Here is a 17,935-nt window from a genome sequence, read left to right on the forward strand (position 1 = left end):
TGGTAAATATTATAGAATTTCTACCATATTAACGTATTCCTTTGGCTTTTATTAATCTATTTTTACCGGAAAGATCTTTTTTTAACTCAACAAGAATAAAATTTTTAGAAAATAATTCTTGGGTTTCCTCTGCCAAATCTTGATTAATTTCTACATAAACAGATCCGGAAGGTTTTAAATTTTTATAAGCGTAATCAATTATTGCTTGGTAAAAAATTAAAGGATTATTATCTGAGACAAATAAGGCTAGAGCAGGTTCATTTTGAACTACAGTATCTTCCATGGCATCTATTTCTGAATTTCTAATGTAGGGAGGATTGGAAACTATAACATCTAGATTGGGAATATCCTCCACCGTTGCATCCAACAGATCTCCAAAAATAAAATTAATATCAACTTGATTTAATTCTGCATTTTTTTTTGCTAATTCTACGGCTGAACTACTAACTTCTAAGGCTGAAACCTTAGAATGCTTTAAATTTTTTGCCAAAGCAATGGCAATACAACCACTCCCCGTGCATAAATCAATAATATTTATGGGGTCAAACTTTTGCTTATTTTCTTGAATCACCCAATCTACCAATTCCTCAGTTTCAGGCCTAGGTATTAATACATTGGGGTTTACTAATATTTTACAACCGTAAAATTCTGTATTTCCAACTATATATTGGTAAGGAACTCCCTGAGACAGTTGAAATAATGAATGTTGGAATAACAATGATTTTATTTCAGATTCTTCGTATAATTCATTTAAACCTAGTTGTAATATTGATTTTTTTTTATGAAGATATGCCTCTGCCAAAGTGTAAAAAATAGTATCTATTTCCTTTTGGGTATATCTTGATGAAAGTACTTCTATATATTCTTTTCTTAATTGTGCTAATGATTTCATTCTGAAAGCTATTAAATTTACCTTAAAATTACAGTTTTTTATATTAATAAAAATTTAATTATTTATAAAATACGTAATCCTTTATGTATTTCCTTCGGATTTAGATAACTGTACAATTTTTTTGGCTAGTATTTCAGTAGGATCAATGATTATGGCTTGCTTATACTTATATTCTTTATAATTTTTAAACATTAATGGAAGCTCTGTACAACCCAGAACAATAACTTCAACATCTTTTTTAATAAGATAATCAATGGCTTTCAATAAATTTTCTTTACAAAGTCCTTCTGTAAATCCAGCTTTTACACCTTGGGCACCGTAGATGCTTTCCATTACAAACTCTTGATGTTCGTGGTCTGGAACAATTGCATTTAACTTGAATTTGTAGAATTCATTTGTATATACGTTCGTTTGTATAGTTCCTGTGGTGGCTAGTAATCCTACATTAACATTTTCTCCCCAATTTTCAAGAATGTATTTAGCCGTTTCAGTAATCATGTTTATAATTGGAATGTTTAGATGGGGTTGTATACTATCTACAAACGCATGAGCAGTGTTGCAAGGAATTGCAATAGCATTTGCTCCCTCTACTTCTAATCTTTTGCAAGTTGAAAACATTGAAATTGTAGGATCAGTGTCTTTATGAATTAAATGAGCCGTTCTGTCTGGAATTTGTGGATTCTGTTCTACAATCATTTTTATATGTTCTTGATCCTTGTAGGCAGGAGTGTTTTGTATTACTTTGTTCATAAAATCAACAGTTGCTGCCGGTCCAACTCCTCCTAAAATCCCCAATTTAAATGGTTTTAAAGGTTCAAGGCTTTCATTTTGCAGTGCATAATCTGCATAAATTTGATTTACGTCTAAAATTTGTATACCTCGTTTACGAATTTGATCAGCAATTAAAGAAATTTCAGTAATCAGCGGAATTACAAAGTCGCAACCATTCTCAATTAAATTCACACAACTAGAATAAATATTCTCTAAAGCTATTCCCTCTAAATATCCATTTTTTATTCCCAGCTTACTGTATATTGATTCCATTAATAAATTTTGATTTTCTGGGTATATTAATGTATAGTCCTGAAAATATTCCTTGGTTATCTTTAGGTCTTTAACATAATCCGATGAAAGTATACCAATTCTTGAACCTTTAGGAAATCTTTTTTTTACAAAATTTTTTAAAGCTTCATATAGATTTACAATAGGAATGGAAATTTCTTTTTGCAATTCATTTATAAATGAATGACTGGCAAAACAAGGAATCAATATTTTAGTAAAATTTTTAGCTTCAAAATTTTTACATATAGAATAAGTGTAAAATTTTCTTGATTTAATATCTTTTTCTTGGTAAAGTGGCAGGTCCATTTGAGTGTAGGGTTTTTGCTCAAAACCAAAATGAAAGTTGGATTGATTTTTTAAAACCTGTTTATTTTTTAATAGTTTAAAAAATAAGTCGCCACCAGCCAAAGTTCCCAACCCTCCTATTACTGCTATTTTTTGCATAGAGAAAATTACTTCTTTATATCTATATTTCTTATTTCTAAACAGCATGAATTATGCCTGATTCAGTCTATAATTAAAATTTAGAATTACAATGAAGGTTTAATTACAGTTCAACAAAACTTTAAAATTTTATATATAATAAAATTCATACAGTCTGAATTATTTAATGTTTTTATATTAAAAAATTATATAACAATTATCAATTTATAAATTAATTACGATCTTATATAATTCTATATCAAAAATAATAATATACCACAATTATTATCTTATAAATATATTTATAAAATTATTAAAAACATTGTTAAAATTAATTTTTATTGATAAAAATTTAAAATAATAATTAAATTTGAGCATTAAAATCAAAAAATTAATTTAAAATGAAGAAATTATTTATTTTAGGATCTTTAGTTTTAACTTCACTTGTAGCTCAGGCTCAAGAGGGTTTAAAAGGTCGTTTATTTTTAGGTGGAAGCATTGGATATACTCATGACAAAGTTGGAGCCGCAGATATCAAATCTGATAATTTTAATGTTTCTCCTTTAATTGGGTATTTTATTACTCCAACCATTGCTGTAGGGGGACAAATTGGTTATGAATATGGAAAAGTTACTACTCCCATAAGTACTCCATTCGGTACTTTTGATAGCGAAGTTAAAACCAACACTTTTGTTATTCAACCCTTAGCAAGAAAATATTGGGGAATTGGAGAAAAAGTTTATTTCTTTGGTCAATTAGACGTTCCTGTTAAATTAGGTAATACTAAAGTTGGAGATAGCAAAAGTAATTTCGTGGATTGGGGTGTAAATTTAAGACCTGGTTTTGATTTATTCTTAACTAAAAATTGGTCAGTTGAAACTACTGTTGGTCGTTTCGGTTATGGAACTCATAATCCAGACGGTGTTAAACATGATGACAACTCTGCTTTTGGTCTTAACTTCAATGACGTGAATTTTGGAGTAAAATATGTTTTCTAAATTACTAAATATTTTTTTAAAGAGAGGATTATTTAATCCTCTCTTTTCTTTTTGTTTAAAAAATCTTTGGATTATATTTTTCCGGATATTTAGCCATCTCTGGATTATAAAAATTTTCAATTTCACTAAAAATTTCTTGAATAGAGTTGTTCTCTACACCAATAATTTTACTAATTCCTGCTTCTTTATTCTTATAGTCGGCATAAGCCAATACAATTGGTACTTGTGCTTCTAGAGCAATATAGTAAAAACCTTTTTTCCATTTTTCAGACCAAGACCGAGTCGCTTCTGGAGTATTAATTAATGCCATTGATTTAGATTCTTTGATTAATTTAGCAGAATACTCAACCAAATTATTCCTACTTTTTCTATTCACACCCAAACAACCTAAACTTTTAAATATAAATCCATACCAAGGTTTAGTATAATCGTCTTTAATCATAATTTTATAAGGAACTCCTAAGGACCAAAAACAGGCAATACAGTAGTAAAAATCCCAATTGGAAGTATGAGGTGCACATACCAAAACACATTTTTTAAATTTCTCTAAGGGAATAGATAATGTAAACTTCCATCCCATAATTCCTAGCATTAACTTTCCTATAATTTTTCTCAATGTAGCTTAATTTAATTACACAAAAAAAGCCCAGCTAAAACCTATTAAAGGAATTAATTGAACTTAAATTTTTAATTTTATATAGATTTAACTAAAAATATCAAAAACAATATTCATAGCTTCTAAGACCATTTTAAAAAGCATCTGCATCATAATACGAATAACTTATAAACTTCTAACAAGGCAAAAGTAACATATTTAATTTTAACAATCATATATTCTATCAATGAAATTAAAGTATTAACTTTGTATACTTATATCTTTATTTATGAATCCTGCAATTTCGGTTGTGATGGCTGCTTATAACGCCGAAACATATATATCTGCCTCTATTCAATCTATCTTAAACCAAAGTTTTCAAAATTTTGAATTTATAATAATCAATGATGGCTCTACGGACAAAACAAAATCTATCCTTGAAGAATTTGCTAAAAAAGACCCTAGAATACAAGTTGTTCATAATACTTGCAATCAGTTTGTAATTAAATCCAGAAACATTGGACTTAAAATAGCCAAAGGAAAATACATTGCAATCATGGACTCAGACGATAATGCCCTACCCTGCCGTTTAGAAACTCAATGGAATTATCTTGAAGAGAATCCAGAAGTATTTCTCTTAGGAAGCAGCGCAAAAATTATCGATGAAAATGGAATTCATGTAGGAAATTATAATGCTGTGACTAATTATCCTGATATCCAAGAGGATATTTTAAACCATAATTTATTTTATCATTCATCTATAATGTTCAGAAATGAACATTTACTGTACAGAGAAAAAATGTTATATTGTGAAGATTACGATTTCATCCTCATGTTATTATCTAACCAAAAAATCGTTATTAATCTCCCACAACCACTAATTGAATATAGAAGTACGACTAACTCCTTATCTAAAAGTAAAAACTATTTGGTTCATTGGATGTTTTTAAATCTGGCAAAACAATTTTACTTGGAAAGATTAAATTCTAAGGGTCAAGATTCCTACGATTCCTTTCACCCAGAAACTTTTACTAATCTGTTAGACATAGATTACCCTATTTCAAAAAAATCTTTAGAAATGGCTTTAAAAATAGCCTTTTATGAAGCAAATATTGATCATTTGCAAATACTTCTAAATAAATATAGTAAAAATAAATTTCCTGTTTCAAAAAAATTCATATTCTACAAGTTATTAAGTTGTAATCATTTTTTGTTTTCAATTATACACCAAATTTATAATAAGCTGTAATTGTTTTATTTCATCACATGGATATATTAATCAAATCTTTTAACCGACCATTTTATCTAGATCGTTGTATACAAAGTATATATTTAAACGTAAAGGGGGACTTCAATTTAAAAGTTCTTGACGATGGTACACCTAATAAATATCTAGAGAAAATCCAAAACAAATATCCAAAGATTAAAATCTTTACTTCCAAAAATTATAAAGAAAAAACTGAAGCGATTGAAGAAAATTTAAAATCAGGAAAGGATATTAACGGCTTTAAAATACCCACTGATTTGTGGATAGATACAGTAAAAAAGAGCTCCCAGTATTTTTTTATCACTGAAGATGATGTTTGGTTTACTCGTGAAATAGATTTAAATTCATTGGAGCAGTCAATGCAATTGGAAAAAATTTACTTGCTTAAATTGGGTTGGTTAGGCAATGCTACTTATAAAGATAATTGTATAATCAAAGCTTTAAATGCTGAGATTATTGCTACCAAGCCTCAACTCTACACAGCTCCAAACTTTATTATGAAGGCTCTTTTTAAAAACAAGTTTAAATGCTTTAGCTTATTATATAGGATGGGTTGGGTCGATCATAATACCATTGGTAAATACTGGATTTTAAATTCTATGCTTATGGGGATTTATCATCGTGATTATTGGTTGAGCATATGGCAAGATGCAAACGGACGAGTTAACGAGATTCACCAACTTATAAACGCTACTAATTTTTATAGAAAAAATAAAAAGAATGAAAATTTCATTGCTCATCTAAACCAAGAAGCTCTTAAAACAACTTTTATTTCTTCCGCTACTAATTCCTATCATAAATACGAAGTAGATTTTGATGTTAACCGATTCAATTATATTTTAAATGAAAGTTGGTATGATGATAAATTCAACAGTTTTGATAACTACCCTAAAGATTTTTCCTATGAAGTCATTTCTAATCTACTTCTTGAGGCTAATCATCCCAAAGCTAGATTTGCTGAATGGAAAAAATGGTCGGATTTATTTAAAGCTCAATACAAACAGCAAGGTTGTGAAGTAGAGTAAGCATTATTTACTTGCTTAAAATATAGATGTAGAATTAAATAGTAATTGTTTAATTGAATATCAATATTCTTTAATTAAGTATATTACATGATATAGCAGAGAAGAGTAAAATTTAGTATTACTTTTTACTGTGATAATTTGGTCTAATTTAGATTTTAAGCTATATATCCAAAGATATGAAAACAACAAACCATTTCAAAAATAAGATAAAAGCACTTTTCAACTAACATCCCGAGATTGATATACTTTTTTCTTTCCGCTATCTCTCTAAACGTAGAAAATTTGAAAATTGTTTATCCTAAATTCTATAGCAAGCGAAAAAAAGCAATTGCAATGGTTTTCACGATGATGATATATTTTGCAAAACGATAAATGCATAAATAACAGTAAACCAATTTGTATTATTAATAGCTGATGAAAAATAACAGGAATGGAAAGATCCCATGCAAAAGACAAGAGACAGAGCCTATCGAGAGAAGACTAAGCCAACTAAGAAAGCTAAAAGAGTACCGTGAAATTCATAATTAATTCTTTTTGATTTTTATAATATCGACTTACATATCCAAAGAATAAACTCCAAAAATAAGTGGTAGAAGCAAATCAAAGTTTATCAAAAACTTACTGAAGCACAACTAAAATGAAGATGTAACCACATTTCCTAATATGCTGGATGTAAAACCAAAAAAGGAATCGTTACTTGTATCAAGTATGGTTACTGATGAGAGGATATAGGTATGTTAGCTAAATCCCTTACAGATGGATTCGGAGTATCAGTTGGAGAAAATTAAATGTTTATACACCAGCAACTGGAAGAACTAAGTCGTAAATTAAAGATCGAGGGCCGTGAGAAATTTTTGTCGCAACCTATACATAATATCTTACATCTAAATTGGAAAAATTGATTAAAAACCATGTGATGCCTATTAAAAAAATGTAGAGTTATATATGAGCTGTTTATTATTTTATCTTTTCTCAAGAATAAATAACAATAATCGATATACATCACAACATATGACTTTATATTAAATAGATTTTATTTCATTATGAAACTTATATAATTATTTTTGTATTTAAATTATCCAGATTCTTAATAGTATATGTTGAATTCAAAAAATGGAACATTATAAAAAAATCACTAAATATTGGAGAGATTCCCTCGTTGACAAACAGTTTTCTAAAGGAAAATATAAGTTATCTGATCTAGCAAAAAAATTTTTGTTAAATAATAGAAGTAGTTTCTTTAGAATTAACAGTAAAAATATACTACAAAGTTTATTTTTGTTTGAGGATGGTACAATTGATACTTTATATGTTCCCTTCTCTTTTAAGAAAGTTACTAGTCACAGCAAACATGAAAAAGATTATTGTCCAGAAGTAATTTTTCCTATAATTTTCAAAGTTCAGGTTTCAGAAAATGGTTTTATTTATCCCACAGGGAATCCAATTATTCCAAGAGACTTATTACTTCCTTTAGATAAAGAAGATTTCTATATTGGTAATATGGATGATTACGATCTCTTTACCACACAATACAATGTTCCCTCATTTGAATTTGAAAAAAATTCTGAATGGGAAGTATATTTTTTGAAAAATATAGAATCCGAGTACCGAGAAGGATTAATCAGTTGCTTATTTGAACAAAATCTTATTGATTCAGACCAATCAAAGGAAGATTTTAAAAAGTTAATCAAATCTCTATCTAAAAGTAAAGCAAGTAAAAAAGAGTTTACAAGTATTTTTAATAGATATAATGAAGATTGGGATATACTTATTGAAGATAAATTAGCTAACGATAAGGAATTTAACAAATCCATTGAATCATACCTTACAAAATGGCATGAATACTTTAAATATGTTGAAAGACTATTAGATAGGGTTATTACTTCTAATGAGATACTTGAAGGCTATGAGAAGATAGTTTCTGCTTATTTTACAAATGGGGAATTAGATATTTCTTCAAAAATTACGGCAGTTTATGAAGACCTATACACTCGTAAAGAAGAGTTGCAATTGAATCTTTTACGAAATTATACAACCATTGAGCAAGAAAATGAAACTTCGATAATTGATTCAGATACCTTTTTTTCAAAACGGTTAGGACATAACAATGATAAATATCCTTTAACCGACGCACAGAGAACTGCTGTTTCTGCATTATTGGATGAAAAAAATGGAGAAATATTAGCTGTAAATGGGCCTCCTGGAACAGGGAAAACAACTATGCTTCTTTCTATTGTAGCCTGTTTATGGGTAGAAAGTGCTATCAAGGCAAGTGAGCCTCCAGTAATAATTGCAAACTCCACTAATAATCAGGCTGTAACAAATATAATAGATTCGTTTGCTAAAGATTTTTCGACTGGCAAAGGAGATTTTTCAGGCAGATGGATGGATGGCATAAATAGTTTTGGTAGTTATTTCGTATCCAGTATGCGAGGGTTAAATGCGAGAGAAAAGGGTTATTTGACAGAGGAGGTTGTAAAAGAGATGGAAACTGAGGGATTTTATGTAACTGCAAAAAAATCTTTTTTAGAGAAATCCAAGAAAGCCTTTAACCTTAGAGAGATAACAGTTGAAGAATCTGTAAATAAACTACACAGTCTATTGCTTGAAAAAAAATCTTTACTGAGTAACATTGAAGAAGCATATCGAAATTATCACAATTTTGGTAAAGAATTTAGCATACTTTTAAATATAGATTACAAAAACGAAGAGGAAATAACTGTACTTGGAAAAACGCTAAATCAAGACAAAAAGGAGATTGAAGTTATTGAAAACAAATGGGAAAAATATTTGGATTCGGAAAGTATATTTCTATCCTTATTCTCATTCCTTCCTTTCGTCAAACAAAAACGTAATTATAAAGCGAAGGTTTTTGCAAATGAGAACAATTTCAAACACCATCTACAAATAGAGGATATGGATGTCAATATATTACAGTCTAATATACAAAGTAAGAAAGAACACATCTATGCTAATATTGAAAAATTCAAAAAGTTTACTGAGGTTTGGAATAATTGTAAAATTGTTCTAAATAAGTTAGATAATGATATATGCCCTAATTTGAATTTTATAGAAATCGATAAAAAAGCGGATACCAAAATAAGATTTGAAATGTTCCTTATCGCAACCCATTATTGGGAAGGGCGCTGGTTATTGGAGATGGAGAAAATGATTGATAAAGGGCATTTGAAAAACATTGATTGGAAATATAAGAATATACGGGAGAATAATTGGAAAAGAAGAATGAAAATTACGCCATGTGCTGTAATGACTTCATATATGTTACCTAGTTATTTTTCCTTTTCAAGAAAGATTCATGATAATCTGATAAAGGAAGATTATCTTTATGATTTTATTGATCTATTGATAATTGATGAAGCTGGTCAGGTTTCTCCCGAAGTTGCGGGTGCCGGATTTTCTTTAGCAAATAAAGCTTTAGTTATTGGTGATACTTTGCAGATTCCCCCGATAAGCAAACTTACCAAGAGCATTGATATAGGTAATCTACATAAAGTAAACTTGATTTCTAAAGACTTAAAAGTAGACGAAATTGATAAGACCTACAAAAAACTGCAAAGGGTAGGGATTGCTTCAGATGGAGGAAGCGTGATGAAAATCTCTCAGAATAGATCCAAATATTATCCTGAAAAGAAGTTAGAAAGGGGTTTATATCTATATGAACATAGAAGATGTTATGATAGCATAATAAGATTCTGCAACGAACTTTGTTATAAAGGTATTCTTAAACCTATGCGAGGTGATGCTCCTGACAACGCGCTCCTCCCTTCAATGGGATATCTGAATATTGAAGGGAAATGTCAGAATGCTCATGGAAGTAAAAAGAACGAACTTGAAGCCAAAATAATAGCAGGCTGGATTATCAGCAATTATAAAAATCTGAGAGAAGCATATAATGGTAAAGAAATCAAAGATATTATTGCCGTTGTAACCCCATTCAGGGAACAATCTTATAGAATAGCCGAATATTTAAGATCGCCTAAAGACAAAAGTCTTAAAGAAGAACTTTCTCTAATCACAGTGGGAACAGTTCATTCTCTACAAGGAGCAGAAAGAGAAGTTATATTATTTTCACCCACCTATTCGAGGGATAATAAAGGCGGATTTATAGATAATGACAGAAGCATGCTTAATGTTGCTGTATCTCGAGCAAAAGACAGCTTCTTAGTTTTTGGCGATATGTCATTATTTAATAGAGAATCTGTATCTCCAACAGGGATATTGTCAAAATACCTTTTGGAGAATGAAAATAACGAATTGTCATATATTCATCAATATTCCAAACTGTTTGTAAGAGAAGATCTGATTTCCAAAAAACATGCCTTGGAGATACTAACAAACTATGAAGAGCACGATGTATTCTTGAAAAAGATATTTAGCGAAGCCACTCAAAGAATTATTATTATCTCTCCTTGGCTTATTTACTCTACCATTGAAGAAAATGGATATGACCAACTCTTATTAAATAAGAGTATAAAAGTAACGATCTATGTTGATGAAAAATTTAATACTCACACGCAAAATAAATTAGATAAAGAAAAAGAGCATGTCTTTCATTCAACTATAAATAAGTTAAATGAGTTAGGGGTTGAGGTTAAGGTTGTGAATAATATTCACAGCAAAATCGTGATAAAAGACGATGACTGCTTGTGCATTGGTTCCTTTAACTGGTTCAGCGCTCAAAGAGGCGGTAAATATGCAAATACAGAACATTCTATTGCCTATTATGGAGAGAATACGAAGGATGAAATTGATAGTATATTGAAAGAATTGAATTAATTGAATCTAATAGACTAGAAAATAACTGATACTGAAATAAAAATATCAATAAATATAAAGACAGACATAGGCGTTATTTATCTAGCAATTAATTAGATAAGTTCGAAAAAAAAAATTCCGGAAAAGAAATCTTTATAAACTCATATTTATATTCATAGGCTTAAAGATAAACTTATTTTAGAATTTTTTAAACCTACTTTTTTTGTAAATAGGTTAAATGAAATATATGATTTTAAGATTTCTAAATTAAAAAAATTAACAAGAACTCTTTTAGTTACTACTGAGAAAATTAACAAGCATCTTAAACAATTATTCTTTACTAACAAGAAGTAAATTCCTCACTATCGGGGAGCCAACGATCTAGTTTTGTTTCAATCTTTGTCATTATAAAATAATATTTAAATGACAAAGAATAATAGAGACCATTCAATTTATTCATACCACACCGGAAGAATTAAACACTCTTATATGCAAAAGCGTGAAAGAGCAATGAGTATAACCAAAAAAACACTTTCAACCTAAAGAGCCTAGCGAGTGATTCACTCGTAAACAAGTAGACAAATAGCTAAAGATTTACAAATAGAACCGACTAATACTACTCTCGTATCTTAAAAGATTGGGAACCACTATATTTAGTAGAAGTAAAATATGTAGATAGACGCATTAGTACCCTAAAATTAGTAAAATTCTATAGAGTAAAGTAACCTTACTATAGAACAAAGAAAGTATTATAAAAAAGTTTTAAATAATTATTTTGATAAATATTCTAAAACTTACTTGCAGGAATAAAAAATAAATTACACAAACACTTAACTTATTAATAAAATAGCCACCTCTTAATTTTATATTGTTTGGCTTACTTATTTAAACTACATTCGCTTATAAAATTTACGTATATGGACTTAGATTTAATTCAAAAAGGAATTAAAGAAAACCTCATCAAACTAGATGAAGAAAACCATTCAATAACCTATATACAACCCAATAAAAAAAGAAATTTTTCTAATCCGGAAGAAAAGGTACAAGCCGAAGCCTATTTAAAACTTATTTTAAATTATGGTTATAAACCCGAACGAATAAAACTCTTCGTTTCGGTTACCATGGGTTCAGGAACTAAAGAAGCAGATATTATAGTTTATAACGATGACGATTGCGAAGAGCCTTATATCTTAGTAGAATGCAAAAAAGAAGACGTAAGTGAGCCGGAATTTGCTCAGGCAATCAATCAAGCATATAGTTATGCCTATGCCTTACCTAACGATGTAAAATTTATTTGGGTTACTTCAGGCTTAAAAAATGAATATTTTGAAGTAAATAAACAAAAAGACAGTAAAATAAGCCATCCCGATATTCCTCAATTCGGAGTAAAAAAACTGGCTAATTACAAATTTGTTTATAAAGCAGATACCTTACAATCAGAAGCGGGAAAACAAAAATTTTCAGATATTAAAATAGTTTCCGAAGAAGAACTTACCAGACAATTTAAAAAAGCCCACGATGCCCTTTGGGGAGGAGGGCATTTAAACCCTTCGGAAGCTTTTGATGAGTTAGACAAACTTATTTTCTGTAAAATATGGGACGAACGAAAAGCCCGAAAAGCAGGTAAACCTTACGACTTTCAGATTATAACGGTTGAAAAAGAGGAAATAAAAAACTATAAAAAACTCTCTGAAAAAGAATTAGAAAACGCCATTCGTATTGAAGAAAATAGCCGCTTAGCCGCGAGAATTAAAAACCTATACGGGGAAGGAAGAGTAAAAGACCCTGAAGTTTTTAGGGATGATATACGTTTAACCCACGAACGCATAAGAACCGTAGTAGGCTATCTACAAGAAATAAATTTAGGAGAAACCGATTTAGATAGTAAAGGTAGAGCTTTTGAAACCTTTATGGGTTCCTTTTTTAGAGGAAATTTTGGGCAGTATTTTACCCCCCGCCCCATTGTAAAATTTATTACCGATGTTTTACCCATTACCCACGAATCTTTAGTTTTAGATACCTCTTGCGGTAGTGGTGGGTTTCTATTGTATGCCTTAAACAAAGTAAGAAACCAGGCAACCGAATTTTACCCAGAATATGAAACCAATCCATCTGATAATAACAAACACTATAAACATTGGCACGACTTTGCAGAAAAAAATCTTTATGGAATAGAAATAAACGAGCAAATTTCCAGAGCCGCCAAAATGAATATGATTATTCATGACGACGGGCATACCAACGTTATTACCTCCGATGGTTTATTATTGCCTGAAGAAATTGAAAAAAATACAAAAAATAGAGGGTTTACCTACAACCGTTTCGATTTTATTATTACCAATCCTCCTTTTGGTAGTACCGTACGACAAACTGAAAAAGCCTACCTAAAAGAATACAAATTAGGAAAAAAGGAAGCAGATTGGCTGGCGGTAGTAGAAAAGCCAGAAACAAATAGAGAAAACCAAAGCACCGAAGTATTATTTATAGAACAAAACTATAAATTTTTAAAAGAAGGCGGATATTTAGCTATCGTTATACCCGACGGAATTTTAACCAATAGCAGTTTACAATATGTACGAGATTCTTTAGAAGAAATGTTTCGTATTGTAGCCGTTGTTTCTATGCCGCAAACCGCTTTTACGGCTACCGGAGCAGGGGTAAAAAGCTCTGTGTTATTTCTAAAAAAACATACCCTAGAAACTACCGAGAAAATAAAAGAAATAAAAACCTCTACTCAGTTTAATTTATTATCTGCGTACGGATATAAAGAAAAAGTAACCCAATATGAAAAAGATAAAAAGCAAGATATAAAAAAACTGGAAAAAGAGTACAAAGAAAAATACCCTGAATTAGATAAAAAGGCTTTCAACGAATTAATAAAGGACGAAAAAACCGAAATTCAAAATGCCTACACCGAAAAGTTAAATAACTTAAAAGAAGAATTGCAAGAAGCCTTTACCAAAGAGAGACAAAGCAAATTACCCGATTATCCTATTTTTATGGCAATCGCCGAAGATATTGGGTACGATGCCACTGGGAAACCTACCAACAACAACGAACTGGATATTATTGGAAAAGAACTTACTAAATTTATTAATTCTTTAGACTAATGGAAACTTACAAAGTCCCTTCGCATATAGACCCTGATAAAATATTTTTAGTAAATCGCTCTGAATTGGAAGAGAGATTAGAACCTAAATTTTATACTAGTATTTACCTACAAAATAAATTTAGACTAACCAATTCATTATACCCTCTAGTTACAATTAAAAATATAACTTCTTTAGTTAGTGACGGCACACATTTTACTCCAAACTATATTGATGAGGGAATAAAATTTATAAGTGTAAAAGATGTTAGAAAGTCTGAAATTAATTTAAATAATTCTAAATTTATATCTGAAAAAGAAGCTCATATTTTAGACAAAAGATGTAAACCTATTAAAGGAGATATTTTACTAACTAAAATAGGTACGATTGGGTTGGCTGCTGTTGTAAATACAGATGAAAAATTTCAAATTTTTGTAAGTTTAGCTTTGTTACGCCCTAAAAACAATATTTTATCACACTTTTTAGAAATTGTTTTAAATTCAAACTTGTCTTATTTGCAATATGATCGTATTGTAAAAGGTTCAGGAGTACCTGACTTACATTTAGAAGATATTAGAAAATTAAAAATCCCCCTCCCTCCTCTTGAAATACAACAGCAAATTGTAGATTTATACCAAGAAGCCTACCAACAAAAACAACAAAAAGAAGCAGAAGCTAAAACATTATTAGAAAGTATAGATACCTATTTACTCCATGAATTAGGGATTACCTTACCCCAAAAAGAGAATTCTTTAGAAAACCGAATGTTCACTACTCCGTTTAGTGAAGTTTCTGGCGGTAGATTGGATCCTAGATATTTTTCGTTGTACTTTAAATTATTTGATAAAATGATAGATTGTAAATACCCAGCAAAAACAATCAAAAGTATATCATTAAAAATAAATAGTGGAGCTACTCCGAAATCTGGGGGAAATGATTATACTACAAAAGAGAAAGGAGTTCCATTTATTAGAGTAACTAATTTAAAAAATAATACTATAGATTTTTCAGATTGTATATTTATTAAACGTCATATTCATGAAGGTTCGTTAAAAAGAACTCAATTAAAAAAAGATAATATTTTACTTTCTATGGCTGGAACAATAGGGTTATCAATTGTTGTACCTAAAGTATTAGAAGCCAATATTAATCAGGCCTTAGCCCAAATAGAGTTAAAAAAGGATATTAATCCATTTTTTATATCTGAAATACTTAATTCTTCAATTGGAAAGATTCAGATGGATAGGCTTTCTAGACCTGCTGTACAAGCAAATATTAATTTTGAAGAAATCAAATCTATAAAAATCCCACTTCCACCCATAGAAAAACAAAACGAGATAGCCGAACATATACAAGGCATTCGGGCGCAAGCGAAAGAACTGCAGGAACAAGCCCAAAAAATATTGGAAGAAGCCAAACAGGAAGTAGAAAAAATGATTTTAGGAGATTAATTTTTAAATTTAGTACCATGTTAGTATTTACCCAAGACAAAAAACAACTTACAAAACTAAAAGAAAAAGCTTTTAAACTGGAAAAAGATATAAAAACTTTGTTTGAAGCCAATTTAGAAAAAATTTTAGGATTACAATTTATTAAATCGGAATTTAAAATTAAAAGCAGTTTTATAGATACTTTGGCTTATGATAAGGAAACCAAAGCCTTTGTTATTATAGAATACAAAAGAGGTAAAAATGATGGCGTGGTAGACCAGGGTATTTCTTACCTAAATTTAATGCTGGAAAATAAAGCTGATTTTATAGTAGAATACAACGAAACACAGCCCGAACCGCTGAAAAGAAACGAAATAGAATGGACCCAAAGCCGGGTTATTTTTGTATCACCCCACTTTAATGACTACCAAAAGCAGTCTTCCAATTTTAAAGATTTAGGGATTGAACTTTGGGAAATTAAACAATACGAAAACGGGTTAATCATACTAAACCCGATAAAAAAATCAAAATCGGCCCCTAGTATTAAGCAAATTCAGAATAACGAAAATTCTGAAATAAGCAAAGTAGCCCAGCAAATCATTGTTTATACCGAAGAAGACCATTTACAAAGCAAACCAGAGGAAATAAAAGAATTGTACGAAACTTACAAAAATGCCATTTTAAATCTTCCTGCCAGTATAGAATTAGAACCTAAAAAGCTATACCTTGCATTTAAGGAAAATAAAACCAATATAGCCGACATAGTAATTCTAAAAAAAGGTTTAAAACTATTTATCAACAAGAAAAAAGGAGAGTTAGACGATCCTAAACACCTCATGAAAGATATTTCTAGCATAGGGCATTGGGGCAACGGAGATTATGAATTAGTGGTTAATGATACGAAAAATATAGAATATATTATGAGCTTGATTAAGCAAACCCTAAGCAATTATTTATTATAAATCTTCACTATTTAAAACCTTATCCAGAAACTCCAACTCAATATGTGGGAGAAGGTTTTTAGCCATTTCCAACAAGTTGTAAATATCAATCCGTAGTTCCTGCACTTGTTCCTTTGTAGGTGCTTTGTTTTCCAAAGAAAATAGATGGGTTTGGCAAGTGTTAAGCAAGGAAAGAATTATAAAACCCAACTGTTTATAACTACTAGCCCCTGTGTTCATAAAACGAAAAACCCGATCCTTTTTTAATTCTTCTATCCAGTTTTGTATATCTGTGTTAGGTTCTTTATTCATTTTTAGTATATTTATAGAGACAAAATAACCGCAAATAAATAAGATAAAATATTCTGTAAAGGAAAAAAAAATTCATAAAATAAGAATCTATTATTTTAGCGTATAATTTCCTATTTTTGTAAGACAGATAAGAAAAGAAAATTCATGTATACACATATAGAACCTAAAAAAGTACACCAAGGAAGAAATATAAAAAGGCTACGGGAAATGTTAGGGGTAAAACAAGATACTTTAGCTACAGAATTAAACATTACCCAGGCTACTATGTCTAAACTTGAGGCAAAGGAAGAAATAGATAAAAATACCCTAGAAAAAGTAGCGCAAATACTTAAAATTCCGGTAGAAGCCATTGAAAATTTTAACGACGAAGGAGCTTTAAATTTTATTGCAAATACAGCTAATAGCTACGATTCTTCAGTAAGTCATCAATTTTATTTCAATTTCAATCCCATAGATAAAATAGTGGAATTGTATTCAGAAAAAGAAGCACTTTATGAGCGAATGATTCAAGAAAAAAATGAGCTGATAGAGAAGCTACTGAGTAAGTAACTATGAAAACAGAAAAAAAGAGGAAATTACTCTAGGAACTATTCAATCTAAAAATAGTAAAACATTATCTATTTTTATTGAGACTGGAAAACCTTCAATGGTCATGATTTAGGCAATAGATACGTTACAACAAATAAAAAAATCAATCTGACTAACCCCTTGTATATAGGGCTAAAGAAAGTAAATAATTATACAATTCCACAAAAAACAATTTAAAGCACTGATTAACGACTAATTGTTTTTTTGTAATCTTTTGTATCATTATAGAAAGATTGTAAAAAAAACTATACGTACAAACTCACTAATAAAGAAAGAATACTAAAAAAATAGATCTAGCAGAAAGTTACCCAGATGGATACTTATGAAAAATTTCTATATATATTTTTTTAAATTTATTGGTACTTACTGAACCAATCAATTAGCTTTTTGGCTTATTAAAAAGAAGAAAATATATCGGCAAAACGAATCTATGTGGAAGATAATTAAAATAAAAAAGCAACTAATTATTTTGTAATTAATTGCTTTTAAACTTAGTAGCGGGAACAGGACTCGAACCTGTGACCTTCGGGTTATGAG

At 29.7% G+C, this 17,935-nt stretch carries 12 protein-coding genes; 8 read left to right on the top strand and 4 right to left on the bottom strand.

Annotated features, from left to right (window positions below; genetic code table 11):
* Positions 1–28: 28 nt before the first annotated feature.
* Together prmC and ETU08_RS11190 are read right to left on the bottom strand one after the other, a co-directional pair.
* The gene (prmC, locus tag ETU08_RS11185) at positions 29–892 is read right to left on the bottom strand and encodes a peptide chain release factor N(5)-glutamine methyltransferase (protein ID WP_146263112.1); all 864 of its coding nucleotides are present in this window, start codon (positions 890–892) and stop codon (positions 29–31) included.
* Positions 893–973: 81 nt separating this feature from the next.
* On the bottom strand, positions 974–2,446 hold the full coding sequence (locus tag ETU08_RS11190; RefSeq protein WP_146263113.1) for a cysteate racemase: 1,473 nt from the start codon (positions 2,444–2,446) through the stop codon (positions 974–976).
* A gap of 332 nt (positions 2,447–2,778) precedes the next feature.
* Between ETU08_RS11190 and ETU08_RS11195 the strand changes: the two genes are divergently transcribed.
* Complete coding sequence (locus ETU08_RS11195; RefSeq protein ID WP_146263114.1) at positions 2,779–3,375, top strand: outer membrane beta-barrel protein; 597 nt, start codon at positions 2,779–2,781, stop codon at positions 3,373–3,375.
* Positions 3,376–3,430: 55 nt separating this feature from the next.
* Here the strand turns inward: ETU08_RS11195 and ETU08_RS11200 are convergent, their stop codons facing one another.
* Positions 3,431–3,991 (bottom strand): 1-acyl-sn-glycerol-3-phosphate acyltransferase, encoded by a 561-nt coding sequence (locus ETU08_RS11200; protein WP_146263115.1) that lies wholly within the window; start codon positions 3,989–3,991, stop codon positions 3,431–3,433.
* 268 nt (positions 3,992–4,259) lie between these two features.
* Here ETU08_RS11200 and ETU08_RS11205 point away from each other — a divergent pair, with 268 nt between their 5' ends.
* The 6 genes from ETU08_RS11205 (at position 4,260) to ETU08_RS11235 (ending at position 16,519) form a co-directional block, all read left to right on the top strand.
* Positions 4,260–5,219, top strand: coding sequence for a glycosyltransferase family 2 protein (locus ETU08_RS11205; RefSeq protein ID WP_146263116.1), 960 nt, complete (start codon positions 4,260–4,262; stop codon positions 5,217–5,219).
* Between the two features lie 17 nt (positions 5,220–5,236).
* Complete coding sequence (locus tag ETU08_RS11210) at positions 5,237–6,262, top strand: glycosyltransferase family 2 protein (RefSeq protein WP_146263117.1); 1,026 nt, start codon at positions 5,237–5,239, stop codon at positions 6,260–6,262.
* A 1,113-nt stretch (positions 6,263–7,375) separates the two neighbouring features.
* Positions 7,376–11,059, top strand: coding sequence for an AAA domain-containing protein (locus ETU08_RS11220; RefSeq protein WP_146263118.1), 3,684 nt, complete (start codon positions 7,376–7,378; stop codon positions 11,057–11,059).
* A gap of 896 nt (positions 11,060–11,955) precedes the next feature.
* Entirely contained in the window at positions 11,956–14,148 is a 2,193-nt protein-coding gene (locus ETU08_RS11225) for a type I restriction-modification system subunit M (protein ID WP_146263119.1), read from the top strand.
* On the top strand, positions 14,148–15,578 hold the full coding sequence (locus ETU08_RS11230) for a restriction endonuclease subunit S (RefSeq protein WP_146263120.1): 1,431 nt from the start codon (positions 14,148–14,150) through the stop codon (positions 15,576–15,578). Before ETU08_RS11225 ends, ETU08_RS11230 begins: the two co-directional genes overlap by 1 nt.
* A 17-nt stretch (positions 15,579–15,595) precedes the next feature.
* Positions 15,596–16,519 carry a DUF5655 domain-containing protein gene (locus ETU08_RS11235; RefSeq protein ID WP_146263121.1) on the top strand — a complete coding sequence of 308 codons (924 nt, stop codon included), beginning with the start codon at positions 15,596–15,598 and terminating at the stop codon, positions 16,517–16,519.
* Here the strand turns inward: ETU08_RS11235 and ETU08_RS11240 are convergent.
* Positions 16,514–16,810, bottom strand: a complete 297-nt coding sequence (locus ETU08_RS11240) for a hypothetical protein (protein ID WP_146263122.1) — start codon at positions 16,808–16,810, stop codon at positions 16,514–16,516. The two genes, ETU08_RS11235 and ETU08_RS11240, sit on opposite strands and share 6 nt — an antisense overlap.
* 144 nt (positions 16,811–16,954) lie before the next feature.
* Here ETU08_RS11240 and ETU08_RS11245 point away from each other — a divergent pair, with 144 nt between their 5' ends.
* Positions 16,955–17,359, top strand: a complete 405-nt coding sequence (locus ETU08_RS11245) for a helix-turn-helix domain-containing protein (protein WP_146263123.1) — start codon at positions 16,955–16,957, stop codon at positions 17,357–17,359.
* Positions 17,360–17,935: the final 576 nt, after the last annotated feature.

Source organism: Apibacter muscae, assembly GCF_007845635.1.
In the GTDB taxonomy this organism is placed as follows: Bacteria; Bacteroidota; Bacteroidia; order Flavobacteriales; family Weeksellaceae; genus Apibacter; species Apibacter muscae.